Source organism: Baekduia alba, assembly GCF_028416635.1.
GTDB lineage: Bacteria > Actinomycetota > Thermoleophilia > Solirubrobacterales > Solirubrobacteraceae > Baekduia > Baekduia alba.
In genome coordinates, this window is record NZ_CP114013.1 from 1,715,835 (window position 1) to 1,729,166 (window position 13,332).

Consider the following 13,332-nt stretch of genomic DNA (forward strand, 5'->3'; position numbering starts at 1 on the left):
CCCGTTCGCGCCTCGTGGCGTGAGCCTCCGGGTCCTCTTCATCTGCCACGCGGCGACGGCTGACACACGCCGTGCCGTGTTCGGCGGCGACGGTCCGCTGCTCGACGGCGCGTCGCGGCGTGTCGCCGACCTGGCGGCGCACCTCCCGCGGGCGCGCTCGGTCCTACGCAGCGGTGCGACCTGCTGCGCCGAGACGGCGGACGCGCTGGGCCTCGGCGAGGTCGCGGTCGTGTCGAGCGCCGTGGGTGACTGGGACTTCGGGGCCTGGCGCGGCCGGCCGCTGGCGGAGGTGGAGGTCGCGGACCCCGACGGCGTCGTCGCCTGGCGCGCCGACCCGGCACGGGCGCCACACGGCGGCGAGACGCTTGTTGATGTTCTTGGTCGGGTCCGCGCGTGGCTCGACGGGCTGGAGGGCGAGGGCACCCGCACGGTCGTCACGCACGCCTCGGTGATCCGCGCCGCGGTGGTCTGCGGCCTGGAGGTGCCCGAGGAGGCGTTCTGGACGATCGACGTCGCGCCCACGTCGGTGACCGAGCTGCGCCGCCGCGGCACTCGCTGGCGCGTGGCCCGGATCAACTGGGAGCCGGCGCTGTTCCGCGACCCGCGCCCGACGGCGCGGCGGACGCCGGTGGAGGCGACGCGATGAGCGAGACCACGACCGCCGCAGTCGCGCCCGCCGTCGCGCCCTTCGCCGGCGCGCGGCTCGCGATCGCGTTCCTCACCATCGTCCCCACCGGCCGCGTCGAGGGTCTCGGCGCGGCCTGGCTCTCCCGCGCGGCGCCGTGGTTCCCGGTCGTCGGCGCGCTCGTCGGCGGCGTCGCCGCCGGCGCCTGCGCGCTCGCCGACGCCGCCGGCGTCTCGCCGGCGGTCGCCGGCGCGCTCGCGATCGTCGCGGCCATCGTCTTCACCCGAGGCCTGCACGAGGACGGCCTCGCGGACACCGCCGACGGCCTCGGCGTCCACGGCACTCGCGAGCGGCGGCTCGCGGCCATGAAGGACTCGGCCGTCGGCGCGCACGGCGCGCTGGCGATGGCGTGCGCGCTGCTCGTCGCGGCCCTCGCGCTCGCCGCGCTCGACGCCGCACACGCCGCCCGTGCCCTGGTCGCCGCGCACGTCGCGTCGCGCGCCGCGATGGTCGTCGCCGCCGCGGCGCTGCCCAACGCCCGCGCCGGCGCCGGCCTCGGCCGCAGCCTCGCCGTCGCGCCGCGGGCCGCGGTCGTCGCGACGGCGCTGGCCGCCGCGACCTTCGTCGTCGCCGGCGCTCCCGCGGCGCTCGGCGCCGCCGCGGTCGCGCTGCTCGCCGCCCTCGCCGTCCAGGTCCGCGCCTTCGGCGGTCGCACCGGCGACACGCTCGGCGCGACCGGCAAGGTGGTCGAGGTCGCGGTCCTCGTCGCCCTCTCCGGAGCGTGGTCGTGACCGGCGGCGCGCTCCTGGTCTGTGGCACGGCGTCGGACGCCGGCAAGTCGCTCGTGACCGCCGGCATCTGCCGGTCGCTGGCCCGGCGCGGCGTCCGCGTCGCGCCGTTCAAGGCCCAGAACATGGCCAACAACTCGGCCGTGACCGCCTCCGGCGCGGAGATCGGGCGCGCCCAGGCGATGCAGGCGGCCGCCTGCGGGATCGAGCCCGAGGCCGCGATGAACCCCGTGTTGATCAAGCCGGCGGGGGAGACGTCGTCGCAGGTCCTGCTCATGGGCAAGCCCTACGCCGACGCGACCGCGCGCTCCTACCAGGAGCTGAAGGCGTCGCTCGAGGCGCCGGTCCTCGCGGCGCTCGACGGGCTGCGCGCGCGCTTCGACGCCGTCATCTGCGAGGGCGCCGGCTCGCCCGCCGAGATCAACCTGCGCGCACGCGACCTCGCCAACATGGGCCTGGCGCGGGCGGCCGACATCCCCGTCCTGCTCGTGGGCGACATCGACCGCGGCGGCGTCTTCGCCTCGCTCGTCGGGACGCTCGCGGTGCTGGACGCCGAGGACCAGCGCCACGTCGCCGGGTTCCTGATCAACAAGTTCCGCGGCGACGCGAGCGTGCTCGCGCCCGGCCTGGAGATGTTGTCCGGGTTGACCGGCCGGCCGACGCTCGGCGTCCTGCCGTGGCGCGAGGGCCTGTGGCTGGACGCGGAGGACTCGCTCGCGCTCGAGGCGCCCGCCCTGGCTCCCGCGCCGCCGATCGGCGCCGACACGCTCGACGTCGTCGTCGTGCGCCTGCGCTGGATGTCGAACTTCACCGACGTCGACGCGCTCGCGGCCGAGCCGGGCGTCGGCGTGCGCTACTCGCGCTCGCCGGTCGACGTCGAGCGCGCCGACCTCGTCGTCGTCCCGGGCACGAAGGCGACGGTCGCCGACCTGGAGCGCCTGCGCCGCGACGGCCTCGACGTCGCGCTGGCGCGCCGCGCCGCGGCGGGCGCGCCGATCCTCGGCATCTGCGGCGGCTACCAGCTGCTGGGGCACCGCATCGAGGACGACGTCGAGTCGCGCTCCGGCGTTGTCAATGGCCTTGGGTTGCTCCCGGTCGACACCGTGTTCGACCCCACCAAGCTGCTGCGCCGCCAGGCTGGAGTCGCGGCCCCGACCTGGCTCGGCGGCGCAGCCGTCTCCGGCTACGAGATCCGCCACGGCCAGCCGCGCCCGCACGCCGGGGGCGCGGCGCCCGGCGAGTCCCTGCTCACCACCGCCGCCGGCGCGCCCGAGGGCTGGGCCCATGGGGCCGTGCTGGGGACGAGCTGGCACGGCCTGCTCGAGGGCGACGCGGTCCGCCGCGCGCTGCTGGCCTGGGTCGCCGGCGAGCGCGGCCGCTCCTGGCTGCCCGGCGACACGCCGTTCGCGGCCGTCCGCGAGCGCCGCCTCGACGTCCTCGGCGACCTCGTCGACGAGCACGTCGACCGCGACGCGCTCGACGCCCTGCTCGCCGGCGGCGTCGTCGACGGCCTTCCGTCCCTCGACCTCCAGAGGACCGCATGCTCCGCGTCCTGAGCCACGCCGACACCGACCTCCTGGCCGTCACGCGCGCGCTGGGCGACCTGCCGGCCGGCTTCCCGGAGGTGCGCGTCGCCAACCCCTCCTCCTTGACCGACCTGGACGACATCCTGGACGGCGCCCGCGTCGTCGTCGTCCGGCTGCTCGGCGGGCGCAGGGCGTGGGAAGACGGCGTCACGGAGCTGCGCCGGCGCGCCACCGGCGAGGGCGACAGGGGCTTCGCGCTCATCCTGCTCGGCGGCGAGCCGCAGCCCGACGCCGAGCTGGCGCAGCTGAGCCACGCGCCCGCCGGCGCGCTCGCGCAGGCCTTCGAGTACCTGCGCCACGGCGGCGTGGGCAACGCCACCAACCTGCTCCGCTTCCTCGCCGACACGTTCCTGCTCGAAGGCCACGGCTTCGAGGATCCGGTGGCGCGGGCGTCGCACGGCGGCTACCAGCCCGCCGGCCTCGACGTCGGCGGCGAGGACGGCGCTCCGCGCATCGCCATCGTCTTCTACCGCTCGCACCTCGCGGCCGGCAACACCGCGTTCGTCGACGCGCTGGCCCGCGCGGTCGCCGACGCCGGCGGCGTCCCGACCTGCGTCTGGGCCCAGTCCTTGCGCCCGGACGTCGATGAGCGCGTCGCGCTGCTGGAGGAGCTGCAAGGCAACGTGGATGCCTTGATCGTCACGGTGCTGGCCTCCGGCGGGTCGACGGCGGCCGACGAGGGCGCCGACGGCTGGCAGGCCGACGCGCTGGCCGCGCTCGGCGTCCCGGTGATCCAGGCGGTCTGCGTGACGCGCTCGCGCGCCGCATGGGCCGAGAGCCCGGCCGGCCTGAGCCCGATGGACGTCGCGATGCAGGTCGCGATCCCGGAGTTCGACGGCCGGCTTCTCGGTGGCGTCGTCTCGTTCAAGGAGCCCCACCCGGACTTCGCCGGCGTCTCGGCCTACGTCCCGGATGCCGAGCGCTGCGCGGCCGTCGCCGGCCTGACCGTCCGGACCGCGCGCCTGCGCTCGCTGGCCGCCGAGCGACGCAAGGTGGTCGTGATGCTCTCCGCGTTCCCGACCAAGCACGCGCGCATCGGCAACGCGGTCGGGCTCGACACGCCCGCGTCGGCGATCGCGTTGTTGGAGGCCATGCGCGCGGCCGGCTACCGGGTCGACGCCATCGCGGCCGACGGCGACGCGCTCATCCACGGGCTGATCGCGGCCGGCGGCTACGACCCCGACCACCTGACCGACGCGCAGCTCGCCGCCGCCGTCGCGCGGCTGCCGGTCGCGCAGTACGAGGAGTGGTTCGCGGCGCTGCCGGAGGATCTCAAGTCCTCCATGATCGACACGTGGGGCCCGCCGCCCGGCACGCAGTGGCGCGACGGCGACGACCTCGTCCTCGCCGGCCTGGACCTCGGCGGCGTCTTCGTCGCGATCCAGCCGCCGCGCGGCTACGGCGAGGGGGTGGGTGGGTCCGATTCGATCTACCACGACCCCGAGCTCGCGCCCTCACACCACTACCTCGCGTGCTACTGGTGGCTGGACCGGGTGTGGGGCGCCGACGCGCTCGTGCACCTCGGCAAGCACGGCACGCTGGAATGGCTGCCGGGCAAGTCGGTGGGGTTGAGCGCGGCGTGCGGGCCGGACGCCGCGCTGGGCACGCTCCCGGTCGTCTACCCGTTCGTGGTCAACGACCCCGGCGAGGGCGTCCAGGCCAAGCGGCGGATGCACGCGACGATCGTCGACCACCTGATCCCGCCGATGGCGCGGGCCGGGACGCACGACGAGCTCGCCGCGCTCGAAGACCACCTGGACGAGTACGCGCGGATGGAGGCCCTCGACCCGTCCAAGCTCCCGGCGCTCGGCGCGCGGATCTGGGAGGCGCTGCTCGCCGCCAACCTGCACAAGGACCTTGGGTTGGACGACGCGGACGCGCCGGCCGACGAGGACGCGATCGGCACGGTGATCGAGCACCTCGACACCTACCTGTGCGAGGTCAAGGACCTCCAGGTGCGCGACGGGCTGCATGTGCTGGGCCTTGCGCCGGAGGGCGAGGCGCTGCGCAACCTCGTCGCCGCGATCATGCGCCTGCCCAACGCGGACGTGCCGGCGCTGCGGCGCGCGATCGGGACGGCGCGCGGCGTCGACGAGCTGGCGCTGATCGAGGCGGGCGACCGCGTCGCGCTGGATCGCCTGGACGCCGCGCAGGACATGGTGCTGGACGCGCTGTCGGCGCGCGGGTGGGACGTGGACGCGCTGGCCGAGGTCGCGCGCAACGTGCTCGACACCGACGCGCCGGACGTCCTGCACGCGCTGCGCTTCGCCGCGGCCGACCTCGTGCCGCGCCTGCGCGCGTCGACCCGCGAGATCGACGCGGTGCTCGCGGCGCTGGACGGCGAGTACGTGCCGGCCGGGCCGAGCGGCTCCCCGACGCGCGGCCGCGTCGACGTCCTGCCCACCGGCCGCAACTTCTACGGCGTCGACCCGAAGGCGCTGCCCTCGCAGCTGTCCTGGGACGTCGGCGTCCGGCTCGGCGACGCGCTCCTGCAGCGCCACGTCGCGGAGGACGGCCGCCATCCCGAGACCGTGGGGATCGTCGCCTGGGGCACGGCCGCCATGCGCACGCACGGCGACGACGTCGCCGAGATCCTGCACCTGCTGGGCGTGCGGCCGGTGTGGAACCCGGACACGCGGCGGGTCACCGGGGTCGAGGTGGTGTCCTTGGAGGAGCTCGGGCGCCCGCGGATCGACGTGGTGGTGCGGATCTCCGGCTTCTTCCGCGACGCGTTCCCGCACCTGGTGTCCTTGATCGACGACGCCGTCAGCACCGTCGCGGCGCTGGACGAGGGCGACGACGACAACTACGTGCGCAAGCACACGCGCGGCGACGCCGCGCGCCTGGCGGACGAGCTCGGCGAGAGGGGCGCGTGGCGGCGCTCGACCGCGCGCGTCTTCGGGTCGCGTCCGGGGTCCTACGGCGCCGGGCTGTTGGAGCTGATCGACGCGCGCAACTGGCGCGACGACGCCGACCTGGCCGCCGTCTACGAGGCGTGGGGCGGCTACGCCTACGGCGCCGGGCTGGACGGCGTGGAGGCGCGCGGCGCCGTTCGCGACTGCTTCGCGCGGATCGAGGTCGCGGTCAAGAACATCGACAACCGCGAGCACGACCTGTTCGACAGCGACGGGTACTTCCAGTACCACGGCGGCATGGTCGCGGCGGTGCGCGCGCTGAGCGGCCGGGACCCGAAGGCGTGGGTCGGCGACAGCGCGGACCCGGCGCGCGTCCGGGCGCTGTCGCTGGCCGAGGAGGCGCGGCGCGTCTTCCGGGCGCGCGTGACGAACCCGCGCTGGATCGGCGCCATGGTACGGCACGGCTACAAGGGCGCGTTCGAGCTCGCGGCGACCGTCGACTACCTGTTCGGCTACGACGCGACGACGGGCGTCGTCGACGACTGGATGTACGAGGCGATCGCGGACAAGTACGTGCGCGATCCCGACGTCGGCGCGTTCCTGAAGCGGTCGAACCCGTGGGCGCTGCACGCGATGGCCGAGCGGCTGCTGGAGGCCGCCGAGCGCGGGCTGTGGGCGGCGCCGGAGCCGGGGACGCTGGAGGCGCTCCAGGAGCAGCTATTGGATGTTGAAGCACAACTCGAGGAAGCGGGAGAGCCGGCGCCATGAGCAAGACGATGGGGTTGGTTCCGGCGATCCGGCCCGTGGACGAGGCGGCGCGCGAGGCCGCGCTGGCGCGCCAGGCGCAGCTGCTCAAGCCGCCTGGGTCGCTGGGACGGCTGGAGGAGGTCGCGGTCTGGGTCGCGGGCGTGACCGGCCGGGAGCGTCCGGTGCCGCGGACGCGGGTCGTGATCGCGGCCGCCGACCACGGCGTCGTCGCCGAGGGCGTCTCGGCGTTCCCGCAGGAGGTGACCGGGCAGATGCTCGGCGCGTTCGGCGCGGGGTTCGCGGCGATCACGGTCCTGGCGGCCCATGCCGGCGCGGACGTGGTGCTGGTCGACGCGGGCGTGATCGACCCGCCGGAGGGCGTCGCCGGCGTCGACGTCGCCCTGCCCGCGCCGTCGCGCAACCTCGCGGTCGAGCCGGCGCTGGCCGACGACGAGGTCCGCAGCGCGGTGCGCGCCGGCCGCGCGATCGCGGCGCGGGCGGCGGCCGACGGGATCGACCTGGTGATCGCGGGCGAGATGGGCATCGGGAACACGACGCCGGCCGCGTGCCTGACCGCGGCGCTGTGCGGGCTGCCGGCCGACGCGGTCGTCGGCCGCGGGACCGGGGTGGACGACGAGGGCCTGCGGCGCAAGCGCGCGGTGATCGAGCGCGCGCTGGACCGGCACGTGGACGCGGCGGACGGCGATCCGCTGGAGCTGCTGCGCCGCCTCGGCGGCGGCGAGCTGGCGGTGCTGTGCGGCCTGGCGCTCGGCGCGGGCGAGCACGGGCTGGGCCTGATCTGCGACGGCGTCATCGCGACGGCCGCGATCGCGGTGGCCACGGAGCTGGCGCCGGAGCTGGGCGGCCGGCTGCTGGCCGGCCACCGCTCGGTCGAGCCGGCCCACGAGCACCTGTTGTCGCGGTTGGGCCTGCGCCCGCTCGTCGAGCTGGACCTGCGGCTGGGGGAGGGCTCCGGCGCGGCGACGGCGCTGCTGCTGGTCCAGGCCGCGTGCGCGCTGCACGACGGGATGGCGACGTTCGCCGAGGCGGGGGTGAGCGGATGATCGCCGCGGACGCGCCGCGCTTCCCGCTGTCGGCGATCCTCGCGCAGGACGACCTCGTCACCGCGCTGCTGCTGTGCGCCGTCGACCCGGCGCTCGGCGGCGTGCTCGTCCGCGGCGAGCGGGGGACGGCGAAGACGACCGCGGTCCGGGCGCTGGCCGCGCTGCTGCCCGAGCAGGAGGTCGCGGTCGGCTGCGCCTATGGCGTCGCGCCCGGCGAGGCGTGCCCGTGCGACGAGCGACATGATGGTGTTGCGCGCCGGGCCGCGCCGATGGTCGAGCTGCCGCTCGGCGCGACGGTCGAGCGCGTCGTCGGCGCCCTGGACGTGCGGCGCGCGCTGGGGGCCGGCGAGGCGGTCTTCGAGCCGGGGCTGCTGGCCGCGGCGCACCGCGGCGTGCTGTACGCCGACGAGGTCAACCTCCTGCCCGACGCGGCGGTCGACGTCCTGCTCGACGTCGCGGCCTCGGGCGTCAACGTCGTCGAGCGCGACGGGCACGGCGTGCGCCATCCGGCGCGGTTCCTGCTGGTCGGGACGATGAACCCGGAGGAGGGCGAGCTGCGCCCGCAGCTGCTGGACCGCTTCGGGCTCGGCGTCGAGGTGCATGCGCCGACGGACGCCGCGGCGCGGACCGAGGTCGTCCGGCGCCGCCTGCGCTTCGACGCGGATCCGCGCGCGTTCGTCGCCGGCCACGCCGACGCCGAGGCGGTCCTGGCCTCGCGGCTGGCGGCCGCGCGCGAGCGGTTGGGAGCGGTCCGCCTGCCCGACCGACAGCTCGTCCGGATCACGACGCTCTGCGCGCGGCTGCGCGTCGACGGCCTGCGCGCCGACCTCGCCTGCACGCGCGCCGCGCTGGCGCTGGCGGCGCTGGACGGCGCCGACGAGGTGGGCGACGTCCACGTCGAGCGGGCCGCCGCGCTGGCGCTGACTCATCGGCTGCGCCGGGACCCGCTGGCGCCGCCGCCGTCTCCGCAGACCGTGAGCGACGCGCTGGCCGAGCAGGACGCTGAGGACGGCGGCGACGGCAGCGACGAGGGCGGTCCGGGCGGCGAAGAGTCCGCGCAGGGCGAGGCGCCGCACGGCGAGGGCGCCCTGGAGCCGGCGGGCGCGCCGCACGGCGAAGGCCGCGCCCGCGCCGAAGATCCCGATCGCGACGCCGGCCGCGGCGCCGCGTCGAGCGGCGAATGCTCCGCCCGCGGCGACGACCCTGACCGCGGCGACGCCGCCTCCGCGCCGCGCGACGCCCCCGCCGTCGACCCCGTGCCCGACGCTCCCGCGCCGGTCATCGCCCTCGACCGGCGCCGCGGCCAGGCCGCTGCCGGGCGCCGCGCCCGCGCTCGCGGGACGGGCGTCGTCGTCGGCGCCCGCCACGGCGACGACGACGTCGCGCTCCTGCCGACGCTCCTCGCGGCGCGCGGCGAGCGCGTGCAACCCCATCACCTTCGCTCCGCGCAGCGCGAGGGTCGGCAGGGCGCGCTGCTGATCCTCTGCGTCGACGCCTCCGGCTCGATGGGCGCGCGCAAGCGCATGGCGTTGGTCAAGGGCACGGTGCTCGCGCTGCTCGGCGACGCCTACCAGCGGCGCGATCGCGTCGCGCTCGTCACGTTCCGCGGCGCCGGCGCGGAGCTCGCGCTGCCGCCGACCGGCGCCGTCGACCACGCGGCCGCGGCGCTCAAGACCCTGCCGACCGGCGGCCGGACGCCGATCGCCGCCGGCCTCGCGCTCGCCGCCGACGTCGTGCGCCGCGAGCGCCTGCGCGAGCCCGATCGCGCCGCGGTCGTCGTCCTCGTCTCCGACGGGCGCGCCAACGCGGGCGCCGATCCCGTCCCGGCCGCGGCGGCGCTGCACCGCGCCGGCATCCAGCTCGTGGTCGTCGACGGCGAGAGCGGGCCCGTCCGCCTCGGCGGCGCCCGCCGCATCGCGGCCGCGGCGCCCAACACCACCATCCTGCCCCTCGACCCCGCCGCCGACGGCCGCGACCTCGCGTCCCGGCTGCGCGCCCTCGCCGCATGACCATCGACACCACGCACACGCCCGACGACCAGGGCTCCGCCGACCCGATCCGGCGCAAGCCGCGTGACCGGCCGCTGCTGATCGTCAACACCGGCCACGGCAAGGGCAAGTCCAGCGCCGCCTTCGGCATGCTGCTGCGCGCCTGGGCGCGCGGCTACCGCTGCGGCGTCTTCCAGTTCGTGAAGTCCGGCAAGTGGAAGGTCGGTGAGGCGAAGGCCGCGGCCGCGCTCGGCGGCATCGACTGGGAGAAGATGGGCGACGGCTGGTCGTGGATCAGCCGCGACCTGGAGGAGTCGGCCGACAAGGCGCGTGTCGGCTGGGAGCACGTCAAGGTGTGCATCGCGCAGGAGCGCTACGAGTTCCTGCTCCTCGACGAGCTGACCTACCCCATCAAGTACGGGTGGATCGAGGAAGATGATGTGGTTGCGACGCTCCGCGACCGTCCGGGCTTCCAGCACGTCGTCGTCACCGGCCGCGACGCGCCGCCCGCGCTGATCGAGGCCGCCGACCTCGTCTCCGAGGTCGTCAAGGTCAAGCACCCGATGGACGCGGGGATCCGCGCGCAGCAGGGGATCGAGTGGTGACGCGCGTCCTCGTCATCCTCGACGGCGCCGCCGAGCCGGTGTGGCCGTGGCCCTCGACGCTCGAGGCGGCGCAGATGCCGGCGCTCGACGCGCTCTGCGACCGGGGCGCCGTCGCGCGCGTGGCGACGACGCCGCCCGGTCTCCCTCCCGGCAGCGAGGTCGGGATCCCGACGCTGCTCGGCGCCGCGCTGACCGCCGCGCCCGGGCGCGGGCCGATCGAGGCGGCCGCGGCCGGCGTCGAGGTCCCCGACGGCGCGCGCGCCTGGCGGCTCGACCTCCACCACCACGACGACGGCCGGCGTGCGGTCACGGCCGAGGCGCTGCTGGTCGCGCGCGACCTCGCGGCGCTGCTTCCCGAGCACGACGTCCGGCACCTGAAGGGCCACCGCTTCCTCGCGGTCGGCCAGACCCGGCCGGAGCTGGAGAGCGCCGCGTCCCTCGCCGTCCACGTCTGGGACGACGGCGAGGAGCTCGCGCCGATCCTCGACCGCCGCACGGCGATCGTCGCCGCGCCCGGCGCCGCCGCGGGCTGCGGACGGCTGCTCGGCGCCGACGTCGTCACGCCCGCCGGCGCGACCGGCGACGTCGGCAGCGACCTGTGGGCCAAGACCTGCGCCGCGCTGGCGGCGATGCGCACCGCCGAGACCGTCGTCGTCCACGTCGGCGGCGCCGACGAGGCGGCGCACCATCGCGATCGTCTCGGCAAGCGCGCGCTGCTCGAGGCCGCCGACGCCGACGTCATCCGCCCGCTGGCGCGCGCCGTCGCCGACGCCCGCGGCGTCCTCGCGGTCACCAGCGACCACGCGACGTGCGTCGAGACCGGGCACCACCATGCGGATCCCGTTCCGCTGGTGATCGCGGGCGCGGGCGTGGCGCCGGCCGGCGCGGTGCGCCTGCACGAGCGCCTCGTGACCCGCGCGCCCGTGTGGGACGGGCCGTTCGCGCGGGCGGAGGTCCGGGCGTGACCGGCCGGCTCGTCATCGCCGGGACGCACTCCGGTGCCGGCAAGACCACCGTCGCGTCCGGCCTGATGGCCGCGCTGTCGCGCGCCGGCCAACGCGTCGCGCCGTTCAAGGTCGGCCCGGACTTCATCGACCCGTCCTACCACCGGCTGGCCTGCGGGCGGCCCGGCCGCAACCTCGACGCGTTCCTGAGCGGCCCGGAGCTGATCGCGCCGCTGGTCCGCCACGGCGCGGCCGGCGCCGATCTCGTCGTGGTCGAAGGCGTGATGGGGCTGTTCGACGGCGCCTCGGGCAGCGGCGAGCTGGCCTCGACCGCGCAGGTCGCCAAGCTGCTCGACGCGCCCGTGGTGCTGGTGGTCGACGCGAGCGCGATGGCGCGCTCGGTGGCCGCGATCGTCCACGGGTTCGCGACGTTCGACCCCACGCTGCGGATCGGCGGCGTCGTGCTCAACCGCGTGGCGTCGGACTGGCACGAGGAGCTGCTGCGCGAGGCGATCGCGGCGACCGGCGTCCCGATCGTCGGCGTGCTGCGGCGCGACGCCGACCTGGCGGTGCCCGAGCGCCACCTCGGGCTCGTCCCGGCGGTGGAGCGTGAGGCGCACGCGCGGCGCACGCTCGACGGGCTGGCGGCGGCGGTCGCGGCCGAGGCCGACCTGGAGGCCCTGCTCGCGCTGGCGCGCAGCGCGCCGCCGCTGGAGGCCGGGGACGCCTGGTCGCCGGCGCCGGACGAGACCGTGCTCGCGCCGGTCCGCGACGTTCGGATCGCGGTCGCCTCGGGGCCGGCGTTCTCGTTCCGCTACGAGGAGAACCACGAGCTGCTCGCCGCCGCCGGCGCCGAGTTGGTGCCCTTCGACCCGCTGGTCGACGAGGAGCTGCCGGCGCGCTGCGGCGCGCTGCTTCTGGCCGGCGGCTTCCCGGAGGTCTTCGGCGCCGAGCTGTCGGAGAACTGGGCGCTGCGCGCCGAGGTCGCGGCGTTCGCGCGGCGCGGCCGGCCGATCCTGGCCGAGTGCGGCGGGTTGTTGTACCTGTCGACCGAGCTCGACGGCCGGCCGATGTGCGACGTCGTCCCGGCGCGGGCGCGCATGGGCGAGCGGCTGACCCTCGGCTACCGCAGCGCCGCGGCGGTCGCCGAGCATCCGGTCTGGCCGGCCGGGAGCACCGTGCGCGGCCACGAGTTCCACTACAGCCTGCTCGACCCGCCGGCCGGGGCCGCGCCCGCGTGGACGCTGAGCGCCCGCGGCAGCGCGCGCAGCGAAGGCCATGTGGTCGGTGGCGTCCACGCGTCCTACCTGCACACGCACTGGGCGGCGACGCCCGCGGTCGCGTGGCGCCTGGTCGCCGCCGCGGCCGCGGCGGCGCAGGCGCCGGAGGTGCCCGCATGACCGGCGCGCTCGTCGGCGTCGGCGTCGGGCCCGGCGACCCCGAGCACCTGACGTTGAAGGCCGTGCGCGAGCTGGGCGCGGCGGACCGCGTGTTCGTCCCGGCGACCGCGGCGAGCGCCGGCGGGGCGGGACGGGCCGAGGCGGTCGTCGCGCAACACGTCGCGCCGGACCGTCTCGTCCGCCTCGGCTTCGCCATGACCGACGCCGGCGAGCGCGAGGCGAAGTGGGACGCCGCGGGCGCGGCGATCGCCGACGTCGTCCGCGGCGGCGGCACCGCGGCCTTCGCCACGCTCGGCGATCCGGCGGTGTACTCCACCTTCGCCTACGTGGCGCACACGGTCGCGCGGCTGGCGCCCGGGGTCGCGGTCCGGACCGTGCCGGGCATCACCGCGATGCAGGACCTCGCGGCGCGCACCGGCGCGCTGCTCGCCGAGGGCACCGACGGCCTCGCGCTCGTGCCGTGGACCGCCGGCGCCGACCGCGTGCGCACGGCCCTCGACAGCTTCGAGACCGTCGTGATCTACAAGGGCGGCCGGCAGCTGCCGCAGGTGCTGGACGTCGTCCGCGCCGCCGGCCGCGAGGACGAGGCCGCGGTCGGGACGCACCTCGGCCTCGACGGCGAGGTCGTCGCGGCGGCGTCGCTGACGGACGGCCCCGCTCCCTACTTCTCCACCGTCCTGGTCACGCCCGCGCGCGGCGGGGCGCCGCGCGGAGGAAGGCTGTGAGTCGT

The 13,332-nt window shown here is 76.8% G+C and carries 10 protein-coding genes; all 10 read left to right on the forward strand.

The genetic code is table 11. The annotated features are described in order from the left end of the window. Positions 1-19 precede the first annotated feature (19 nt). Genes DSM104299_RS08490 through cobI form a run of 10 tightly spaced genes read left to right on the forward strand, consistent with a single transcriptional unit; the run spans position 20 to position 13,327 of the window. Positions 20-646: a histidine phosphatase family protein gene (locus DSM104299_RS08490; RefSeq protein ID WP_272476865.1), complete on the forward strand. Its 627-nt coding sequence runs from the start codon at positions 20-22 to the stop codon at positions 644-646. Further along, a complete protein-coding gene (locus tag DSM104299_RS08495) occupies positions 643-1,416 on the forward strand; it encodes an adenosylcobinamide-GDP ribazoletransferase (protein WP_272476866.1) in 774 nt (257 codons plus the stop codon). The genes DSM104299_RS08490 and DSM104299_RS08495 overlap by 4 nt, the downstream gene beginning before the upstream one ends. After that, positions 1,413-2,969, forward strand: a complete 1,557-nt coding sequence (locus tag DSM104299_RS08500; RefSeq protein WP_272476867.1) for a cobyric acid synthase — start codon at positions 1,413-1,415, stop codon at positions 2,967-2,969. Before DSM104299_RS08495 ends, DSM104299_RS08500 begins: the two co-directional genes overlap by 4 nt. After that, positions 2,954-6,622 carry a cobaltochelatase subunit CobN gene (gene cobN / locus DSM104299_RS08505; protein ID WP_272476868.1) on the forward strand — a complete coding sequence of 1,223 codons (3,669 nt, stop codon included), beginning with the start codon at positions 2,954-2,956 and terminating at the stop codon, positions 6,620-6,622. Before DSM104299_RS08500 ends, cobN begins: the two co-directional genes overlap by 16 nt. Next, on the forward strand, positions 6,619-7,665 hold the full coding sequence (gene cobT / locus DSM104299_RS08510; RefSeq protein WP_272476869.1) for a nicotinate-nucleotide--dimethylbenzimidazole phosphoribosyltransferase: 1,047 nt from the start codon (positions 6,619-6,621) through the stop codon (positions 7,663-7,665). Before cobN ends, cobT begins: the two co-directional genes overlap by 4 nt. After that, positions 7,662-9,674 carry a VWA domain-containing protein gene (locus DSM104299_RS08515; RefSeq protein ID WP_272476870.1) on the forward strand — a complete coding sequence of 671 codons (2,013 nt, stop codon included), beginning with the start codon at positions 7,662-7,664 and terminating at the stop codon, positions 9,672-9,674. The genes cobT and DSM104299_RS08515 overlap by 4 nt, the downstream gene beginning before the upstream one ends. Then, positions 9,671-10,258 carry a cob(I)yrinic acid a,c-diamide adenosyltransferase gene (gene cobO, locus DSM104299_RS08520; RefSeq protein WP_272476871.1) on the forward strand — a complete coding sequence of 196 codons (588 nt, stop codon included), beginning with the start codon at positions 9,671-9,673 and terminating at the stop codon, positions 10,256-10,258. The genes DSM104299_RS08515 and cobO overlap by 4 nt, the downstream gene beginning before the upstream one ends. Further along, entirely contained in the window at positions 10,255-11,223 is a 969-nt protein-coding gene (locus tag DSM104299_RS08525) for an alkaline phosphatase family protein (RefSeq protein ID WP_272476872.1), read from the forward strand. The genes cobO and DSM104299_RS08525 overlap by 4 nt, the downstream gene beginning before the upstream one ends. Further along, a complete protein-coding gene (locus DSM104299_RS08530; RefSeq protein WP_272476873.1) occupies positions 11,220-12,602 on the forward strand; it encodes a cobyrinic acid a,c-diamide synthase CobB in 1,383 nt (460 codons plus the stop codon). Before DSM104299_RS08525 ends, DSM104299_RS08530 begins: the two co-directional genes overlap by 4 nt. Continuing rightward, positions 12,599-13,327 (forward strand): precorrin-2 C(20)-methyltransferase, encoded by a 729-nt coding sequence (cobI, locus tag DSM104299_RS08535; RefSeq protein WP_272476874.1) that lies wholly within the window; start codon positions 12,599-12,601, stop codon positions 13,325-13,327. Before DSM104299_RS08530 ends, cobI begins: the two co-directional genes overlap by 4 nt. Positions 13,328-13,332 lie beyond the last annotated feature (5 nt).